The 18,781-nt window shown below is 61.3% G+C and carries 20 protein-coding genes; 13 read left to right on the top strand and 7 right to left on the bottom strand.

Translation table 11 applies throughout. The annotated features are described in order from the left end of the window. Positions 1 to 8 precede the first annotated feature (8 nt). Positions 9 to 722 (bottom strand): response regulator, encoded by a 714-nt coding sequence (locus tag MUU55_RS17815; RefSeq protein WP_244762087.1) that lies wholly within the window; start codon positions 720 to 722, stop codon positions 9 to 11. Beyond that, positions 719 to 4,261: a PAS domain S-box protein gene (locus tag MUU55_RS17810; RefSeq protein ID WP_244762086.1), complete on the bottom strand. Its 3,543-nt coding sequence runs from the start codon at positions 4,259 to 4,261 to the stop codon at positions 719 to 721. Before MUU55_RS17810 ends, MUU55_RS17815 begins: the two co-directional genes overlap by 4 nt. Positions 4,262 to 4,662: 401 nt before the next feature. Here MUU55_RS17810 and MUU55_RS17805 point away from each other — a divergent pair, with 401 nt between their 5' ends. The 9 genes from MUU55_RS17805 to MUU55_RS17765 all read left to right on the top strand — a co-directional run bounded on the left by MUU55_RS17805 (position 4,663) and on the right by MUU55_RS17765 (position 10,639). After that, positions 4,663 to 5,367 carry a response regulator transcription factor gene (locus MUU55_RS17805; RefSeq protein WP_244762085.1) on the top strand — a complete coding sequence of 235 codons (705 nt, stop codon included), beginning with the start codon at positions 4,663 to 4,665 and terminating at the stop codon, positions 5,365 to 5,367. Positions 5,368 to 5,465: 98 nt separating this feature from the next. Then, positions 5,466 to 6,113, top strand: coding sequence for a cyclic nucleotide-binding domain-containing protein (locus MUU55_RS17800; RefSeq protein WP_244762084.1), 648 nt, complete (start codon positions 5,466 to 5,468; stop codon positions 6,111 to 6,113). Continuing rightward, on the top strand, positions 6,082 to 6,951 hold the full coding sequence (locus MUU55_RS17795) for a hypothetical protein (protein WP_244762083.1): 870 nt from the start codon (positions 6,082 to 6,084) through the stop codon (positions 6,949 to 6,951). Before MUU55_RS17800 ends, MUU55_RS17795 begins: the two co-directional genes overlap by 32 nt. Positions 6,952 to 7,067: 116 nt before the next feature. Next, positions 7,068 to 7,442 carry a DUF805 domain-containing protein gene (locus MUU55_RS17790; RefSeq protein ID WP_244762082.1) on the top strand — a complete coding sequence of 125 codons (375 nt, stop codon included), beginning with the start codon at positions 7,068 to 7,070 and terminating at the stop codon, positions 7,440 to 7,442. 160 nt (positions 7,443 to 7,602) lie between these two features. Continuing rightward, on the top strand, positions 7,603 to 7,911 hold the full coding sequence (locus MUU55_RS17785; RefSeq protein WP_244762081.1) for a hypothetical protein: 309 nt from the start codon (positions 7,603 to 7,605) through the stop codon (positions 7,909 to 7,911). Between the two features lie 29 nt (positions 7,912 to 7,940). After that, positions 7,941 to 8,630 carry a DUF2259 domain-containing protein gene (locus MUU55_RS17780; protein ID WP_244762080.1) on the top strand — a complete coding sequence of 230 codons (690 nt, stop codon included), beginning with the start codon at positions 7,941 to 7,943 and terminating at the stop codon, positions 8,628 to 8,630. A gap of 78 nt (positions 8,631 to 8,708) precedes the next feature. Continuing rightward, positions 8,709 to 8,999, top strand: coding sequence for a hypothetical protein (locus tag MUU55_RS17775; RefSeq protein WP_244762079.1), 291 nt, complete (start codon positions 8,709 to 8,711; stop codon positions 8,997 to 8,999). A 35-nt stretch (positions 9,000 to 9,034) separates the two neighbouring features. Next, complete coding sequence (locus tag MUU55_RS17770; protein ID WP_244762078.1) at positions 9,035 to 9,607, top strand: SH3 domain-containing protein; 573 nt, start codon at positions 9,035 to 9,037, stop codon at positions 9,605 to 9,607. 9 nt (positions 9,608 to 9,616) lie between these two features. After that, positions 9,617 to 10,639: a DUF4424 family protein gene (locus MUU55_RS17765; protein WP_244762077.1), complete on the top strand. Its 1,023-nt coding sequence runs from the start codon at positions 9,617 to 9,619 to the stop codon at positions 10,637 to 10,639. A 2-nt stretch (positions 10,640 to 10,641) separates the two neighbouring features. On the opposite strand, the gene MUU55_RS17760 is transcribed toward MUU55_RS17765, so the two are convergent. Next, a complete protein-coding gene (locus MUU55_RS17760) occupies positions 10,642 to 11,178 on the bottom strand; it encodes a hypothetical protein (protein ID WP_244762076.1) in 537 nt (178 codons plus the stop codon). Between the two features lie 550 nt (positions 11,179 to 11,728). On the opposite strand from MUU55_RS17760, the gene MUU55_RS17755 reads away from it, so the two are divergent. Beyond that, on the top strand, positions 11,729 to 12,145 hold the full coding sequence (locus tag MUU55_RS17755) for an SH3 domain-containing protein (protein WP_244762075.1): 417 nt from the start codon (positions 11,729 to 11,731) through the stop codon (positions 12,143 to 12,145). 147 nt (positions 12,146 to 12,292) lie between these two features. Here MUU55_RS17755 and MUU55_RS17750 read toward each other — a convergent pair whose 3' ends face one another. The 4 genes from MUU55_RS17750 to MUU55_RS17735 all read right to left on the bottom strand — a co-directional run bounded on the left by MUU55_RS17750 (position 12,293) and on the right by MUU55_RS17735 (position 15,399). Further along, positions 12,293 to 12,769, bottom strand: a complete 477-nt coding sequence (locus MUU55_RS17750; protein WP_244762074.1) for a DUF2269 family protein — start codon at positions 12,767 to 12,769, stop codon at positions 12,293 to 12,295. After that, a complete protein-coding gene (locus tag MUU55_RS17745) occupies positions 12,769 to 14,058 on the bottom strand; it encodes an SDR family oxidoreductase (protein ID WP_244762174.1) in 1,290 nt (429 codons plus the stop codon). The genes MUU55_RS17750 and MUU55_RS17745 overlap by 1 nt, the downstream gene beginning before the upstream one ends. Positions 14,059 to 14,212: 154 nt before the next feature. Beyond that, positions 14,213 to 14,806 (bottom strand): hypothetical protein, encoded by a 594-nt coding sequence (locus MUU55_RS17740; protein WP_244762073.1) that lies wholly within the window; start codon positions 14,804 to 14,806, stop codon positions 14,213 to 14,215. An 89-nt stretch (positions 14,807 to 14,895) separates the two neighbouring features. Beyond that, entirely contained in the window at positions 14,896 to 15,399 is a 504-nt protein-coding gene (locus tag MUU55_RS17735) for a hypothetical protein (RefSeq protein WP_244762072.1), read from the bottom strand. A gap of 708 nt (positions 15,400 to 16,107) precedes the next feature. On the opposite strand from MUU55_RS17735, the gene MUU55_RS17730 reads away from it, so the two are divergent. The 3 genes from MUU55_RS17730 to MUU55_RS17720 all read left to right on the top strand — a co-directional run bounded on the left by MUU55_RS17730 (position 16,108) and on the right by MUU55_RS17720 (position 18,765). Next, positions 16,108 to 16,737 carry a hypothetical protein gene (locus MUU55_RS17730; RefSeq protein ID WP_244762071.1) on the top strand — a complete coding sequence of 210 codons (630 nt, stop codon included), beginning with the start codon at positions 16,108 to 16,110 and terminating at the stop codon, positions 16,735 to 16,737. Between the two features lie 4 nt (positions 16,738 to 16,741). After that, positions 16,742 to 17,569: a DUF2259 domain-containing protein gene (locus MUU55_RS17725; RefSeq protein WP_244762070.1), complete on the top strand. Its 828-nt coding sequence runs from the start codon at positions 16,742 to 16,744 to the stop codon at positions 17,567 to 17,569. 134 nt (positions 17,570 to 17,703) lie between these two features. Beyond that, entirely contained in the window at positions 17,704 to 18,765 is a 1,062-nt protein-coding gene (locus MUU55_RS17720; RefSeq protein ID WP_244762069.1) for a hypothetical protein, read from the top strand. The last annotated feature ends 16 nt before the right edge of the window (positions 18,766 to 18,781 follow it).

Below are 18,781 nucleotides of genomic sequence, written 5' to 3'. Positions count from 1 at the left end.
GATCGCCCTCAGGCGGAAACAGGCTCGAACATGTATCCTTCGCCGCGCACAGTGCAGAGGATCGTCGGGCTGGCAGGGTCGATCTCGAGCTTTTTGCGCAGGCGCGCGATGCGGATATCGACGCTGCGATCACCCTCACCGAGCGGCCGTCCATGAGCCAGTTCGCAAAGGCGGTCGCGCCCAAGAACCTGCCGGGGATGGCGCGCGAAGGTCTCCAGCAGCTCGTATTCCATCGTACTGATCTCGACCTCCAGCCCGTCCGGATCGATGAGGCGCTTGCCCTCGATATCGAGCCGGTGGCGGCCGATCGGCAGCGTGGGCCGCGCCTTCCTGGCAGTTCCGGCGACGCGCGGCGCGCGACGCAGTACGCTTCTGACGCGCGCCAGCAGTTCCCGCAGTTCGAAGGGCTTGACGAGGTAATCGTCCGCGCCGTTCGCAAGGCCCGTCACCTTGCTCGTTTCGTCGGAATTGGCCGTAAGCATGATGACGCCCATACGCTCGGAGGAACCGCGCAGGCGCCGTACGATCGAAAGCCCGTCCTCGCCGGGCATGTTCACGTCGAGAAGGATCAGATCGGGGCGCTTCGTGCTTAGCAGCTTGTCCAAGGAAGCGCCGCTTTCAGCCTCGTCGACGATGAAGCCTTGCATCGTAAGGTAGTCCTGGATCATGGCGCGCAGTCCAGGTTCGTCATCGACGATGACAATGGAGGTTGTGGTTGTCATGCTTCGACCCTCTTGCGATCGGAGTTTCTTGATTTTTCAGATACAGGGGCGGCGGCCGACAGCAACGGCGCGAGTGCAGCTCGAAGAGCGCCGAGGTCAATCGGCTTCTCGAGCACCGTCACCACATCACGTTCGAGTGTGGTTTCGGATCCAAGCGCGTCACCGGTCATCAGGATGACGCGGCCGCCAAGTTCCGGGCGTGTCTCGGCGATGAAGGAGAGGACCCGTTCGCCGCCGATACCTGGCATGCGAAGATCCGTAATGACGGCGTCGAAGGTCCTGTTAGTGAGCATATCCTGTGCCGCCTGTCCGTCGGTCACGGACGTCACGGTCACGCCCTCCATCGTAAGGGCCTCCGATATGAAGGCAGCGATCCCCGGCTCATCGTCCACGACGAGGACATGCCCCTTGAGCGCCGCTGAAGGCATGTCCGGCACCGATTCCGCAACACTCGTGCCGTCGGTGACGGGCAAGGTGACACGGCAGATTGCTCCGCCGCCTGGAGCCGAATCGAGCGTCAGTGTTCCACCGTGGGCTTTGACGATGCCAAGACATACAGAAAGTCCGATGCCTGTGCCGACGCCCTGCGGTTTGGTGGTGAAGAAGGGTTCGAAGGCGCGCTGCTTGACCATATCGCTGATGCCGTGTCCGCTATCGACAACATCGACACCGACCTCCGAGCCTTGGCATGAAGTGCGAACGAGAAGACGGCGCGGCCCCGTGAGGCCCATCATCGCCTGCTGCGCGTTGACGACCAAATTCATGAAAACCTGATGCAGCTGGTCCGCGTCCGCGTGGACAACGATCGGGGTCTCCGACGGCTGATGCACGACCTCGATGCCATTGCTGCGCAATCCGTAGGCGGCGAGCTCCAACACGTCTGAAATGATCTGGTCGATCGACACACTCGTCTTCTCTATAGGCTTGGAGCGGGCCATGGAAAGGAACGTCTTTACGATGCGGGCGCAGCGCTCGGCGGCGCGATGCACCTCGCCGGCGCGCCGCTTCGTTCCCTCGTCGGCCGCCATTTCATGCAGCATGCCGGCATAACCCACGACGATCGACAGCGGATTGTTGAGTTCATGAGCGACGCCGGCGAGAAGAGAGCCGAGCGCAGCGAGCTTTTCGCTCTGATAAAGCGCCTCCTGCTGGCGGCGCAGCTCCTGTTCGGCCCGCTTTTGCGGGGTCAGGTCCACCGCGCATACGCCGACGCCCTCGATGCTGCCGTTCGCGTCGTGAAGCGGGAAGCGGATCGCAAGGCTGTCGCGAAAGAGGTCGAGGGAGGCATGATGCTCCTCCTTCAGTTCCGCCTCGCCCCTTGCGATCACATTGCTCAGCGAGAGCTCCATGAGTGCCGCCTCGTTCTCGGGGACGATGTCGACAAATCGCTTTCCGGCAAGGCCTGCCATATCCAACCCGAACATTCGCTGGGCCTGCGGATTGGCCATGACGAAGCGTCGGTCGAGATCCATGATCATCATTGCGACTGGGGCATAGTCCAGGAACGCAGCCAACCGCGCTTCGCTCTTGCCGAGCGCTTCTTCGGCGCGCCGTTTCTCCGTGATGTCGCGTCCGATCGCCTGGATTTCGATCAGCTTGCCGTCTGCATCGAAAATGCCGGTATCCGTCCACTCCTCCCAATGAAGCGAGCCATCCGGCAGCACGCTGCGAAACTCGACGGTTATCGTCGGGTTCTCAACCGACAGGGTGCGCAGATGTGCATCATGCTGCTCCCGGTCTTCAGCGACGATGTAGTCGAAATCGCTTTGAGGCTTGCTCAACAGCTCTGCCTCGGTCATGCCCATGTAGCGGCAATAGGCTTCATTCGTGAAAGAGGGGATGCCGTCTGGCGTATAGCGTGCGACGAGCTCAGTCTGCGTGTTGACGACCGTCCTGTAGCGCTCCTCGCTTTCACGGAGCTGCAGCTCACTCTTTTTCGCTTCCGTCACATCGCGCAGAACCACCACCGTGCCGCCGTCCGGCATCTCGCTTCGGCGGCCGCTGATCCAGCGCTCCCCAATCAGGCGAGGATCAGTCGCGGACGTGGAGAACCAGTCGTCCTCGAGCAATATTGAAAATGACGTTCCCGCGGCCAGCCGTGCCGCAGCTTCGGGTCCAAGCAGATCCGCAAGCGCACCGTTGTAGAACGCGATCTTCCCGTCGGGATCGACAATGGCAAACCCGTCCACAAGGCTGGAAGCTGCGGCAACCAGGCGTGCTTCGCTGTCTTCGAGCTGGCGGCGATATCCTCGCGCATTGTCGAACGAGCGTGAAATCGTTTCAAAACTCGGCCGCCAAGCCGACGGCAAGACCGGCGGCGAGGGGTCGCGCCCGGCAGCCTTCTCCTCCAGATAGGCAGCGAGATTGAAACTCGGCCGGATGTAAGATCGGTGCAGAAAGAACAGGAGGCCAGCCAGCGTGGCAACGAGGCCCAGCAGGATCAGGCCGTACGATCCGAAGCGCGGCAGGAGGTGGGCGGTCAGATCCCTGCCGGGAACCACATACAGGAGGCGGAATGAGGAGCCGGGAAGTGCATAGCTCAGCACCCAGGACGAGCCGACGAGGCCGAAGGCGCCGGTAGGAAGGCTCTCTTCCGGGGCTGAAAGGAAGCCCCGATCTTTCAGGAAGCTGCGCATCTGTGCCTTATCGCCGCGGAACGCGCTGCCATTGATGCCGATCACGTCATTATGGGCATTCACGATGGCAAGCATGCCGACGGGCTGTTTCATATGCGCCAACACATCGTCGAAGGCGCTGGAGAGCACATCCGTTCCTACCACTCCGTAGAAGGTGTCGCCGACATAGACCGGCGCTGCATGGCTTACCATCGGCCCCGCACCGCCGGCATCCTCGTAAACGGATGTCCAGTAGGCGGAACGGTCTGGATTGCGCGCGGGCGTTCCAAGCTGAAAGACATCGTAGGTAAGCCAGCGCGCGACGAGGTCGTCGACGGATTTCAGGCCGGCCTCGGGCTCGATGGCCTCCACGAAGTCCTTGAGCGGCGCACCGGGAAGGATCGTGATGAAATCACCCTTCGCCGAGAAGAAGTAGCTCCAGTGCGAAATCGAGCCGACCGCGTTTTCCAGCCGTACCGCGGCGAGCAGGTCCACCGCGGCATCGACCGGGCCGGTGGTTCCGGCGGGCCGATGGCCGAGATCGGCGACGCCGATGACGTTGCCGATATCCGCACTTGTTTTTGCCGCGCGCCACTCCACCCCGTGCAGCGTGCCGCTCGGCCGCTCGATCCTCGTATCGTCGAGCTGCATTGCGGTGGCGGCCGATATGCCGTCGTCGCCGGCTTTGATACGGCGTTCCATCGTCAGCCGCATACGCGCCAGGAGACGATCGGCACTGGTCAGCATGGTGGACACTGCATAGTGCTGTTCACCGGTCAGCCCCGCGAGATCGGTCAGAAAGGCGGCACGCTGGCGCGTGAATTGCTCCACCGCAAGACCGACAATCAGCACGGCGAGCGGGAGCGCGCAAAGCAGGACGATGCGGGATGACAGCCCCACGCCGGGAATACGCGATGTGACCATTTTCCTCAGTCTCTCGAAATCCATACCGTCTCCGCCAGCCCGATCCAGCGATTTGCTTTGGAATCCATCGGCGGCGGCCGTTGCATCAAGACAACAGCGGACCATCCGACGCGATTGTTTCACGGCAGTGTCGTGTGACAATTCGCGTAAGAGGAAGACGCTGCGCACCGTCGAAATCAAGTAAAAGAAGGCTTGGATAAGTAGACCGGCGGAATAAAATCGCGGCAGTTCGTTATTCGCATATTCCGAGTTCGCAACTCACAGAGAATTCGGATGAATGCGCGGCTAGTTTTCCACGAAGGTTGGAAAAGATGTCGGAAAGGCGAGGGTATCGTGATCATGCATGAGCGAAAATCCTGCCACGCATTTCCCGGCGTCGCACTGCGGCTGGTCTGACCCAGATGGCCAATGTGATCGTTGTCGATGACGACCCTGCCCTGTGCGCCATGCTGGAGGACGCGTTGGCCATGGCCGGCCATACGGTGCGGGTTGCCGGCGATGCCGCCGAACTCGACAAGCTGCTCGAAAACGACGTGCCCGAGCTTGCTGTGCTCGATGTGAGCCTGCCCGGCGAGGACGGATTGAGCATTGCACGTCGGCTTCGGCAGAGCCACAGCCTCGGCATCATCATGCTGACCGGGGCCGACGATGTCGTCGACAAGGTGGCCGGCCTGGAGGTCGGGGCCGACGACTACGTCACCAAGCCGTTCTCGCTGCGCGAGTTCGCCGCGCGCATGGATGCGGTGCTCCGCCGCCGCCGCTTCCTCCATGTCGATACGGTTCCGTTCGGGGTCTTTTCGCTCGACCTCAAGAACTGGCGGCTTCTTGATCCGGCGGGAGCGGAAGTCGCGCTGTTCCCCACCGAAATCGACCTCGTCGCGGCTTTCGCGACGAATCCCGGCCGGATGCTCAATCGCGACGATATCCTTCGCCTCGCGCCTGCCTATGGCACCGACCCCATGGATCGCAGTATCGACACGCGGATCACACGGCTGCGTCGCAAGCTCGAAAGCACCGGCCATGACAGCGACCTGATCCATACAGCGCGCGGCAGCGGATACATCTACAAAGGTCCCAGCAGCACGCGCCAGGGCCTCTCCGCATAGCGGGGCGACCTTCCGCGACAATCCCCTGAAACGTCCTCTCCCTATTCCATGACCATCGTGGGGCCATGCCCCGCTCCTGCGGACTGGGAGGTTCGGATATGTTCTGGATTGAATTGATTGGCTATTGCGGCACCGCACTGACCGTCGTCGCCTGGGCGATGAAGACCTCGATCCACCTACGGGTGGCGGGCATCCTGAGCAGCATTGCGTTCCTGCTCTATGGATATCTGACCGCGAGCTATCCGGTCATGATCATGGAACTCATCCTCCTGCCACTAAACACGCTTCGGCTGGTCGAGATGCTGCGCCTCGTACGGTCGGTCGAGGCCGCTCGCTCCGGCGAAAGTGCGGATTTTCATCTCGACTGGCTGGTGCCGCATATGAAGCGGATCAACATCGCCAAGGGCGCAACACTGTTCCGGGCCGGCGACGAGGCCGATACGCTCTACGTCCTACTTTCGGGCGAAATCACCTCGCTTGCCGGCGCGCAAAGGATGCGACCGGGGGCCTTCGTCGGTGATGCGACCCTTTTCCAGACGGCGCGCCGGCAAAGCGATACTTTCATCGCCTCCGCAGATGCGACCGTCGCCGCGCTTCCTCAGGCAGCGCTCTCGGAACTCTACTTCCAGAACCCAGCCTTCGGCTATCAGCTCGTGCAACTCGTCGTCGCCAATATGCGTGCCGAACTCGACACGCTCAAGAACCAGCCGACCCATGGCGCGGCTTTCCAAGCTACTGCCGTCTGACGCGGCGAGCCCTATCCTTTTTTACCCACGGACCCCCACCATGATGTTAGCAAAGCCTCCCCTATCCCAAGGACATGCGGCTCGCTCCCTGCGAATTCTTACCGCCGCCGACCGTCCCGACCTTCGTGCCCTGGGCGACGCGCTCGCGACAACGGCCTGGCCTGTTTTCCTCAATGCGGATTCGACAACGGTTGAATGCTGGGACAGGCTGTATGAACCTGGCCTCGACAGGTTCCAGCTCTTTGCCCTCAGCACGGATGAAGATGGCGGCGAGAGACTGGTTGCTACGGCCAACGCCATTCCGTTTTTCTGGAGCACGCCGGAGGACGACAGCTCGCTTCCGCAGGAAGGATGGGGTGGTGTCCTTGCCGCCGGCGTCAGGGCATTCGGCCATACGGTCAACGCGCTGTCCGCGCTTTCGGTTGTCGTATCGGCAGACAAGCGCGGCGGCGATCTGGCCGAGCGCATGATCATGGCGATGCGCGCTATCGCCAAAGCTTCCGGTTTCCAAGCGATGGTCGTGCCGATCCGGCCGACCCGCAAATCCCACTATCCACTCGAAACGATGGAGACCTATCTCTCATGGATGACGGAGAACGGTGAGCCTTTCGACCCCTGGATTCGCAAACACCGTCGCCTTGGCGCACGCGTCGTCGGTATTGCCGGCCACTCGATGGAGGTCTGCGCGAACGTTCCGCAATGGGCTCGCTGGACCGACCTGCGCTTTCCCGTCAGCGGACGCTACCACGTCGCCGGCGGGCTCGCACCGGTCGAGATCGACCTTGCCGGGAACCGAGGCGTCTACCACGAGCCGAACGTCTGGATGCGCCATTTCTAGACCGGCCTCGCCGGGCGGGGATTGTAAAGGACGCAGCCCCGATCACGGCATCGCGATGAAACATCCCCGCCCTATCAGGAGACATCCTGAAACAGCAACTCACCAAGGAGATGATCATGGAGAAGCTCAAGGGAATCGACTTCAAGTACCTCTTTCTCAGCTACGAAGGCCGCATCGGGCGCAGGGATTTCTGGATCTCCGTCGCGGTGATGCTGGCCGTCGGCGTCGTCATGTCCATCGTCTCGTCGATCCTCGGCGCGATCTACGCGCCGCTCGCCTACATCGTCAGCGTCGTCTCTCTCGCCACGATCTATCCGGCATGTGCTGCCTATGCGAAGCGTTGGCATGACCGCGGCAAGTCCGGCTGGTGGACGCTGGTCGCCCTCGTTCCCCTCGCTGGCATCCTCTACATGATCTGGGAACTCGGCATCCAGCCGAGCATCGAACAGTCCAACGCCTGGGGCGAAAAGCCGGTCCCAGCTGCCATTTGAGCCATGTCGGCGCCCTCCTCCCCTCGGGGGCGATAACGCGACATCCGCTCATTGATGCCCTGCCCCAATGCCCCCGGGGTGGGGCATCCGCCTTTCAGACGCCGCCGGCTCCCACATCTTTTCCCTTAATCGTCTCGCCCAGCGCTTGCGGGGCCCTTCAATGCAAGATGGCACGACCAGCCTCGTTATCAGCCTCGCCGTCGTCCTCATCGGAGCCTTTGTCGTTACCGAGACGCTGACGTCCCGTAGCCCCTGGGCGATGCCGGCGACGCTGATGGCGGCTCGCCAATGGATCAGAATGCGGATGGCGTTCGTCCAGTTTGCCAGCCTCGTTCTATTGTTCGGGAAAGGCGGCCTGATCTCCCCTCGCATTCGCGGCGCCGGTGTTTTTCCATATCGTCCGCGTCACCTCGGCCTGATCCCCTTGACGGACGACATATTGGGGAAACGTCGAGACACGACATCATGACCTTCTCCACCTGCAGAAGGTAATCCACCATGCGTGTGCACTTCTTCGCCTTTGCTTTTTCGCTACTGGCATTTCCCGCTGCGGCCTGGGATCAGTCGGTTCTCACCGATACTCGTTTCTCGCCCGACGGCCGCTACTTCTCCTTCGTGGAGTATGTAGAGCCGGAAGCAGAACTGCGCGGCTATGCGACGATGTATGTGATCGACACGGCGAAGAACGCATGGGCACCCCAAACGCCATTGCGTATCGCTCTCGAAGGTGAGGGGGCAAGCGGGAAAGCGGCGCTTGCCGAGGTCAGGAAGAAGGGGGCAGCCCTCATCGATCATTTCGGGCTCGTTGATGCCGGCACGCCTTCCCTCCCCTTCCAGCCCGTCGATCGCGGCGATCCTTATCGCCACAGACACGCCGCGGCACTTCCGAATTTAGGCCAACTCATGCTCGTCGAGCGAAAAGCGCAAGCCGCCCATGGCTGCACGACGGACACACCTGAGCCCAGCGACTTCAAGCTGGTTCTCTCGGCCCGGGACACCGTGACATTGGAAGATTATGCCGGCAGGCTGCCCCGCTCGCGCGGCTGTGCGAATGGATACGACATCGCGGCAGCCTATATCCACGAAGGCGGCGGCCGGAAGGTGCTTGCTGTTCTTGTCGGCATTTACACGCGCGGCTGGGAAGGCTCGGACCGCTATCTGATCGCGGTGACAAAAGTTTTGCCGTGATCCCGGCAAATGAATGAAACATCCCTGGCGGATAGGCTTTGGCTACATCTTCATTTCCACCCGTCGATGGGAGTTTTCATGTCTAGCACCGTGCCGCAGCTCTTCAAGATCATCACCGTCAGGGACGATGTCATCATTGGCGTTGCGCCGGACGATATTCAGGCACTCGGGCCATCAAGCAGTGAAGCGATCAGCGTGATCGGTCATGCGCTGGCCGACCGCGGAGAGCTCACCGCCTGGCAATTCGCCATCCGCAAGGGAGGCGATGGCGCGTTGGAATATGCGCCTCACCAACGTATCAGCCTTCTCGGCCACGATAGCCTGCGGGTCGAACCCTTCCCCACCTCGATGCGCGTCGTCGCGCCCTGAAGGCGCCACCATCCCTCTCCAGCGAGGACTGCACCATGCGAAGATTCGCCCCGATCCTGATCGCCCTATCCTCGGCCGTCGCCATCTTCGCGGCACCGGGCCCGGCGAGCGCCACGGCAAGCGTCTGCTCCTTCACCGCCCATACCTGGGATCCCGACCCCGCCGGAACGAACGTGCGGTCGGAACCGAACGCGTCTGCGACGATCCTTACCAAACTGCCTCAGGAAGCCGGTGAAGGGGACGCGGCGTTTTCGCCGGAATTCGAGGTCGTCGGCTACGAGAACGGCTGGTTCCGGATCAGAAATGTCGCCGTCGATCAGTATGGCGAAAGGCCGGAGCGGACGATCTTCGAGGGACCGGGATGGATTTCCGCAAAACTCGTCACGTTCTCGATCAACAACCCTCACCTGCGCGAGGCTCCCGACCCATCGGCTCGGATCCTGACCGAGCTTGTCGGCGACGACTGGGGACCGGACAGCGCGACCGTCCGAAAGGTTCACGATTGCAGCGGAACGTTCGCCGATGTCACGCTCGAGACACCCGATGGCGCCGAGCACCGTGGCTGGGTAACCGGCCTTTGCGGAAACCAGGTCACGACCTGTCCATAGGAGGAACACATGCCTTCACTCTCTAGCAGGCTGCGCGCCGGCGCGTTTTCGGGCGTGCTTCTTCTCGCAGCAGGCCCTTCTTTTGCCAATGACAGCATGGTGCGCATCGATGCCGGCGGCATCGAGCTCATCACCAGCGACAGCGTCCGCATGGTGAGCGAGGATCTCCACGTCACGCGAGGTGAAATCCGGGTCGATTACGTCTTCGCGAACGAGACGTCCAAGGCCGTCTCGGCAACGATCGGCTTTCCGCTGCCGGCCATAGACAGGGACCTTCAGAACAATTTCGACGAGCAGGCCTATGATCTGGACAATCCGATGGATGATTTCGTCACGCTCATCGACGGCAAGAAAATTCCCAGCAATCGAAGAATGATCGTCCGAACCGAGGCTGGGGACGATATCAGCGCGCTCCTCGAGAGGACGGGGCTGATGCCGCCGCCCAGCTACAAGGAACCCTGGAACTATCGACCGGCCAACGACAAGCAATGGGCCGCACTGGAAAAAGCCGCAGCAAAGGCCGGAATAGGCTCGGTTCGAGGCGAATGGCGATACCAACTCGTTTACATCTGGGACCTCGAACTTCCCGCAGGCGCGAGCGCGAGCGTCAAGCACAGATATCATCCCTGGATCGGAGGATATGGCCTCTACAACACGGGGGATACGTCCGAACTACGGGATCGCCGGCGGCAGATCGTCGATAACTATTGCCTCAGTGATGATGCGGTCAGCACAATGATCCAGAATGTCGGCCCCGACGGACTTGTCGGGTACATATCGGAGGTGGGCTACATCCTAAAAACCGGTGCGAACTGGGCTGGACCGATCGGCCACTTCCGGCTGACGATCGACCCGCCGCAGGATGGGGCGGCGATGATGACATGCTGGCCCGATGCGTCACAGGGGCTCGTGCGCACACCGATCGTCTTCGAGGCGAAGGATTTCACACCGACGCGCGATCTTCTGATTGGTTTCCACTGGAAGCCCGAAGCCAATCCTTTCCTCGACAAGAACGTTTCGCCCGCACCCTAGCTTCACCCTGGCGCCAACCGGCGATTGTCGGAGACCGCCGCCACCGTGGCGACTGCCGCCAGCGCCAGCGAGCCGAGAGAGATAAGCACCGTAGGCAAAACGCGGGAAGCCCGGTCCCAAACGGTCGCGGCGGGCGCATCGACGGCAAGTTGCCTGAAGACGAATCCTGGCGTCCACTGCCCGTGAAGATGGCCCGGACTGCTCACCCGGATGATCGTTCGCCGCTCGCGCTCTTCCGCACGGACCAGGAGCATGCACTGCATACCCTGATCCCCGCCTCGTGCACTGCCTGTCTTGAACCAGACGCATTCGTTTCTCTCGACGATACCCGTAGTCATGGTTCCGACGCCCATGGATAGCGCGGTGTCGAGAAGAACGCCGCGATGCTCGGGGCTGCTGATTGCGACGGCGATGGCCCCGGCGGGGTACAGGAGGCCAATGGCCCAGATAGCCCCCACGAGATCGATCATCTGCCGCCTTGATAACCTGCGTGACGCGTCGGCCTTCTGATAGGCGGCAGGGCTTTGCTTCTGTTTCATGGGAGGAGTTGCGCTCGAAATTCTGGATGGAAACGACGTTGGCTACAGCCATGCGGTTTCAAGAAATTGTCTGTGACGGGCAGAACTCGCCAAGCGGGCGATGTTCAATACGCATGGGCACGGACGAACGAGGTTTCTCCCGTGAAGGGCCTCACTCTCATGATCTCGATCGCGCCTGCATCGTCGTCGGCCGCCTTTGCGTGGCCCCCGAGTAGTTGCAGTCGAAGACGACCGATCTGACGACGAAGATGCAGACGCTCGTTGGGAAGGATCCGCGGAAAGCCGGCGAAGTCAGGCAGCATAAAGTACTCGCATGCAGCACCGGCCTTCCGGTTCAATTCCGGCTTTGGAAGCGGCGAACAGAGCAAAGGCTGGCATCACCGTCGCCATCACCACCACAACAAGTTGCCGTGGCCGAAGCCCTGAGCGGTGAGCTCGCGCGTCTGTATCGCAAAGCCCCACTTTCCAGAAATTCTGGAGATACAACGGAGGTGCATTCCTGACTCCGTCAAACGAACCGTGGCGCTCCACGGCAAACAAGGAGACTGGCATGCACAAAATGATCAATAACGCCGGGCGCGCGCTCGCGGCAATCGGCTTCGCGGCGGTCGCGTTCGCCATTGCTGCTCCCGCCCAGGCGGCTCCCGGCATGGTGACTGGCAACATCAATGTCCGCACCGGCCCCGGCGTGAACTATTCCACGATCGGAACCGTGCTCTACGGGGAAGACGTCGACATCGCGCGGTGCAAGCGCGGCTGGTGCTATATCTCTCATCCCGGCGCAGATGGCTGGGTCTCGCAGAAGTATCTCGCCCGTGCCGTTCAGCGTCGCTACGATTCTACCCCGAGCGTGGGCATTTCCTTCGGCTTCGGCGGCTGGGGCGGCCATCACCATCATGATCACGGCCGCGGGAAGATCCACTGGAAGAAGCCGAGCAAGATCCACATCCCCGGCCCCAACCTGTGACTGGCTGCATTATCTCGACCGTCCACGGCCCGGCTGCTTGCAGCCGGGCCGATTTCATTTCTTCTGGTAGCGCCGGGAAGCCGGCGACAACGCAGCGCTCCAGCATCACATTTCTACGTTGGAAGGCATCGAGAGGTCACCGGGCGCTCAAAACAATGTCGGCTTGCCGAGCATGAGCCAGAGAATGCCGATCACCGCAAAGAAGGCCGGAAAGCCGCAGAGGAACCACACGCGGTAGAGGCGGAAGTACGCCGGAGGGAGCGCTTCGCCGTTCGCCGCTGCCGCGCGAGCGATATCCCGGAGGCGGAGCTGGATCGCGACGACCGGCAGCCAGAAAAGACCGGTCAGAACATAAAGGAGAAGCGACAGGACGATCCAGCCCTCGGTGAGCGACCACCCGATCTCGCGGGCAAGAAGGTATCCCGTGACCGGCTGCAGGACGACGGCCGTGGCCGTGAAAAGCGTATCGGCGACCACAACCGTGCCCGCGACATGGGCGATCAGCGCAGGATTTTTCGTCCGATGCGCCATGACCATGAAGAAGGCGATACCGGCTCCCGTCCCGAACAGGACGGTCGCACCGACTACATGCAGCAGCCGCAGAACGTCCACCCCCTCTGGCATCAGCGTTCCTCCAGTATGGCAATAGTAACGCCCGCCAGGACCATCGACGGCAGTACCTTGACGAACGGCCCGAGCGGATCGAGCCAGAGTTCCGGCGTCAGGATCGTGCCGCCCACCAGATAGGCCGCGGAGACGGCGAGCATACCGAGCAGTGCGCGGCGCGCCCACGGCCGATAAAGGACGGCAAGCCCGAGCGCAATATCGAGGGCGCAAGTGAGGAACGTCGCAAGAAAGGCGACAGCCGTCGGCATGAAAGGCTGCAGGAAGTAGGCGGCCCGCGCGGGATCGAGCAGCGGAACCAGTCCCGACAGCAGCCAGAAAGCCGAGAGGATGACGACGATCAGCGGCTTGAGCAGGTAGAGCCGCGCGAACCAGACGTCCTGCACACCCGCCGGATGGCGCGCGAGGGTCTGGGCGGCGGTCAACAACGTCACGTCGGCCGGCGATGCCCCCTGCCGCCCGGCTGACACACCGCCCGCCATGACGGCCATCGCCGTCGAGCGCAGCGGAGAACGCCAGCCGAGCCGGCCCGCGAGATCGGCGAGCGCACCGACCGGCCGAGAAACAAAGCCGGGAAGCGACAGGATGCGAACCGGCGGCAGCCCGAGCCAGGCGCGATGCAGCGCCACCAGATCGCGGAACCGCAGGATTTCGGGCGCAGCGAGATCATAATCGCCCCCCACGGGGATCGCGCCGGCAACCGCCTTGGCGACGCAAGCGGCGACGTCATCCACCGACACGGTAGCGATGGGATTGTCGGCATAGGCGATGGGGATCGCCCCCGGCATGGCGGCGAGCGCGCGCAGCAGCGCTGTGCCGCCAAAGGCATTACGGCCGATGACCAGGGCGGGGCGCAGGATGACATGCGGTACGCCGCTCGAGGCAAGGGCACGATCGGCTGTCCGTTTGGTGCTGAGGAAGGCCGTTTCGGCGCCGGAATCGGCCGTGTTGGCGGAAATCTGCACGATAAGGCGGAGACCGGCCTGGCCAGCGGCCGCATAGAGCGCCAGCATCGCGCGCTCCTGCGACGCAGCGAGGTCATCATGCGGGCCGTCCTGCAAGGCGCCGGCGCAGTTGACGACGATATCCTGGCCTGCAAGGAGCGGCGCCCAATCGGCGGCAGTGGTAAGATCGCCGAGATCGGCCTTCAGCCAGCGGATGTCGGGATGCTGGAGTTTCGCACGATCGGGGTTGCGGCCAAGCCCGGTCACGGCATACCCGCAACTCCGAAGCCGTTCCGCGACGACGGAGCCGATAAAGCCCGTGGCCCCGAGTATTAAGACGCTGATATGGTCGGGCATTCGTGCCACTGCTCCCTATACGCATGATGGAGGGCTGGCCGCGCCGCGTGCCATCTGCCCCACATAGATCTGACCGGGATATGCTGAGAGAATGGGCGGCGGCCCTCCGGCCGTTGTCTGCAATCGTGTCATTGCATATGGATCAATCGATCCCGGCGTCCCAATCGGGCATCGTTACCGCGGGGCACTCTTCCTCGGGCCGTTTCTGCAGCGTGAAGCGTGCCTCCGCCACGTCCGGCCGGAACCGTATGGGGTCTCCCTGCTCGCCACAATAGTTCAGCCTGATAAAGCTTGTCTGGCTGAAATCCAGATCGACTGCGCCTCCATCTCTGTGGCTGACGATCGCGCCCCCGCCATCACATTCGACGGCACATGCGATGGAATCCGGTCCATCGGGAAGGCAGTTTCCCAGCGCCCGGCCACTGCGCCCGTCGGAAAAGGTTATCGAGAGGTCGTAGTTATAGAGGGTGCGACCTTGCGGCCAGTCCTCGTCGGGTGGGGAGACCTGGGTCTGCATCGACAGCGCCATGGATTTCACCATCCGGTTCGGCTTTGCCGCCAGCTGGGATGGGCTGATTTCGGTTCTCCAGCAGGCGCGTGCACCGTCCTCGGCGCGAACGAACGTGGGTAGCGCCCCATCCGTTTTTCCGGGCTGGAACGTATCCGCGGCGAGAAGTGAAGACGCGCTGAAAAGGAATGGGAACAGTGTTGCAAGGCACCGGATGGTCGATGTCATGAGAACCCTCCAAGGTCAGGGTAGTGCGCGACGGACAGCAGTTTTCGTCGGCATTTGCAGGCATTTTCTACCGATGCGCGCTCGCGCACCTATTCAGGTTTGGCACCTGCGACGGCCTTGGCGCGCTGTCCCCGCAGCACATGCGATGTCATCAGCGTGACGGGGATCGTCATGAAAGACCACAGTCCCATGGCAAGCGCCTCCACATGGTTCCACCGGTGACCGGGGAAGTTGCTCGACAATGCGTGGTTTAGGATCGTGCTGAATCCAAGGTAGACGAGCGGTGTGGCGAGTGCCGCGAGAGCGGCGGCGAAGGCTTGCCGACTGACGTTCGAGGCAGATTGCGGCTCGTTACTGCGAGCATCCGCGAAGCCGGCTCTGATCGGCACGATGAGAACGGCCAGGATGGCCGCGATCTCATAGAGATTATGGGGGTATCGTTTGATGGTGCGAACCAGGATTTCGATCGTTCCGACCCAGTCATCCAGGGGCCTCGAGCCGGATCGCGTCGCGACAAGGAGGACGGTTATGCCGATCCCTATCGATGTGATCGCGTGGATTAGTGAATATCGCAGCGCGGACGTGTATCTCATTCTTTGGCCCTCGGTGGCGTGGCAGTAGCCATCTCAAGCGGACCGTTGTTTCTTCATGATGTCGTCACCCAATCAGCGACCCGCGCGTCGGCCATCAAAGGAAACTATTCTTTTGAGGTGAACCTCCGTGAGAGCTTGGAATTACCCCGGACTTTTTGCTGAGCTTTCCGTAAGGAAGCGGAAAAAGCGGCCCTAACACGAAGGTGGATAGCCGCGTTCGTTGAGCGCACCCGCCATCGGGCATTTTCGGCGATGACCCCAATCAGGTTATGCGTATTGTCGGACTTCAATTTTTCGTCCTGCGCTGGTGGTCTGCGAGGGCGCGGCCGATGTTCTTCTGGCCCACGTCATCGGGTGGTCGGCAGCCCGTTGACGGCGAATTGCGCAAAGGCTGCATCGGTCGCGGCGCCAAAAGCGAGCACCGCGATGACCGCCGCAGAGATTAGAGTTTTCATTTTTTACTCTGAAGGTTGACGGCCCGTTCCGGCCTGCCACGGAGGCATGCCCCCCAGTTTTCACCGAGATTTCTCGGCAGGCGGTCGCGTGAAATGCGACGAACGGCACCGAGGCGAACTGCTGAAACAAATCCGATCCAAATATGGCTTCGCCAGCGCGCTGGCTGGCAGATTGTCCGAGAGCCTTAGACGCTGCGGTCGTCCGACGCTAAGCCCGCTGCGCTGATTGAGGATTGATTCAGAGGAGTGCAGCATGTGCGCTTGGCATGACATGGCAGGGTCTTTCAGAGCGATATCCTTGCGGCTGGCAGCTCTGATCGCCCTCGCTCCAGCGCTCGCTGCGCCAGCAAACGCGGCGAGATTGGAGAGCCGCTATACGTCGATAGCAAACAGTGATTGCGTCATTGCTCCGCCCCTCGATGAGGAGGTTGAGGAGCAGTCGAAGACGTGCCTCGGTCCGGCCGGCATATCCGTGGTCGTCAATGGTTTGGGAACAAGCGTCCAGATCGCGCTAACCTGGGACGAAACGAACGCGGATGGCGCTCCGTCAGTCGTGGAAGCATGGAGCGCCGGCGAGAAAATAGAATGGCGCGGCCCCGTGGTCTCCGGAGTGTTCAAAGCCGAGGCAGCGATCGTACGCATGCTATTCCCGAAAGAGGGAACGCCGGACGTCGGCCATCAGGTTCTCGCGATAATCCGCGTAGAATACGGCGAGGCGTGCCTGCTTGGCGCTGTCGATATCGGCGCCAACAAAAACGGCTACCAGCTTGCTCGCTCCGCAGCCGACAATGCCTCGCAGTTTCAGTGCGATCGCGATAGCGCCGTCGCCATCGGCAAGAAAACAGAGTGGACACGCCGTGTCATCGAGGCGTCCGGCGGATAGAGGCGTGGACCTCTCAACTCGTCGCCATCGCAGATCACATCAAAAAATCAATCAAGCAAACGAACATGGTGATGGAATGGTCTCAAACCTCGGTGCGGTCAATATGATGCGATGGACGATCAGCCTATTTGCCGGTTTTGGACTTCTTGCCTCGCCTGCCGCTGCAGGGGACCGCGCAAGCGCCAATTTCATCGGTTTCTCACTGGAAGCCCGGCATTTTGCCTTCGAGGAGTATGGAATCGAAAGTGATTCCGGCGTCGCCTATTCCAACATCTATCTCGTCGATCTCGGTGCAGATCCCGGACAGGAGAGCACGCGCATCAGCAGTGTTGCGGAGGAAGGCGACAGCAGCGACGACCTGGCGGCGGTGCGTGCTGACGCAAGGGATAAAGCCAGGCCCCTCATCGCCGAACGCAACATTTTCGTACCTGCTGAAATCGCAGCACTGAATGGAGATGGGGAGCTGATCGAGGATTCCTCACGAATTTCGGTCAATTATCCGCTTCCGGCGTGGGGCACTCGGACGAAGACCTACTCCTTCCAAGTCACTGCATTTCCGACGAGTTCGTTGGCCGAATGCGATCTGCAAGGCGATGGTCAGCCCCAAGGTTACGAATTGCGTATCGCAAGCGGGCTTGCAGAGAGTACGCTTTATCGCGACGACGGCATCCTACCGGTCGCCCGTGGCTGCCCTCAAAGCTACGGTGCCTATGCGGTCGTGGTTCCTGGGGTCGGCTCGACCAAAGAGAGGGCTGTCGTGATCATTTCCTACTATCCGAGCAGTTTTGAGGGACCCAGCAGGCGCTTTCTTGCGGTGCCCTTCACCCCATAGCGCCGATCGAAGCGTGACCACCATCCGGCTGCGGATACCACGACACGTCAATCACAGCGCCATCATCAATATCCAACATCCTTTGAGCCTCTGGCAATCGCCATGGGCTTTCGACACCAGCGGGAGTTTTCCTCGTGCGCCAGGCGACAACATTTTCAATGCCCATCATTGCGGTCGTCGGAACGTTCCTTCTGGCAACGATGGTTTATCTAGGCGGTTCCTATGTGATGCTACCGGGCATTGATGAGGATGCGCTCGCCTCGCACTTGGCAGCCATTCCATCCAGCCCAGCCGGGCAGCTTTCCATCATATTCCTTTGGGTCAGCCCCCTTTTTGGGGCTCTTTGCCTCGCTGAGATCGCAAAGTTGATCTGCCCGCCTTTGGCAAGGTGGCAACTTGCACATCAAGACAACGACTACAAACTCCTGATAGGTATCCGCATCTTGACCCTATGCCTCGCTGCGTTCCAGGGATATGGCGTCGTGACCGCACTATCGTCCATAGGGCTGATCTCCGGCCCTGAGCCACTCATGAGGTTGCTTGCGATCGTCGGGCTTATGGGCGGCACAGCACTAACAATCTGGGTTGCCGAGCGTCTGCGACTACCAGAAGGGAATCTGGGTATCTTCATAATGCTCATCGTTCCCGTCGTGACCAGACTTGCGGCTGATGCATCCGGCTATATCGGAGCGATCCGCCAGGGCAGAATATCCATGGAGGAATGCCTCGTCGTGATCGTGATCGTCGCGGTAGCGATCGCGATGATACGAGCCGTTTACGCGGAACTCAGCGCCGGACCATGGAAGTCTATCGACATACTGATATGGCCACCGGTACTGGCCGAGGTGGCAACCGGCTATTTGCTTTCCGCTGTCATCTTGTTCTCTGGAGCCGAGGCTCTGGCGGATGTCGCTCGCATGAGGATTTGTGCAACGGCCATAACCTGCGCATTGATACCGTTGTTTGCCTACGGCTATTTCCGGCGCAGCACTTCGCAGAGTGGGAACGCAGCCACCTCTGCATATCTAAAGACGTTTCTCAAGGTAATCGTGGCTGAGGTGGTGATCGTCCTCGGGTGCGCTTTGATTGGCATCTGGTTGCAACCCATTTTGCTTCTCAACGCCCAAATCTTGATTGCGGGGGTCGTTATCGTACTCGTGGCCATGCGCTACGGCACAACGCAGGGCGAAAGCTAGAAGGCCATCGGTCGGC

This window comes from Shinella curvata (genome assembly GCF_022899935.1).
In the GTDB taxonomy this organism is placed as follows: domain Bacteria; phylum Pseudomonadota; class Alphaproteobacteria; order Rhizobiales; family Rhizobiaceae; genus Shinella; species Shinella curvata.
This window is presented reverse-complemented; position numbering and strand designations above follow the sequence as displayed.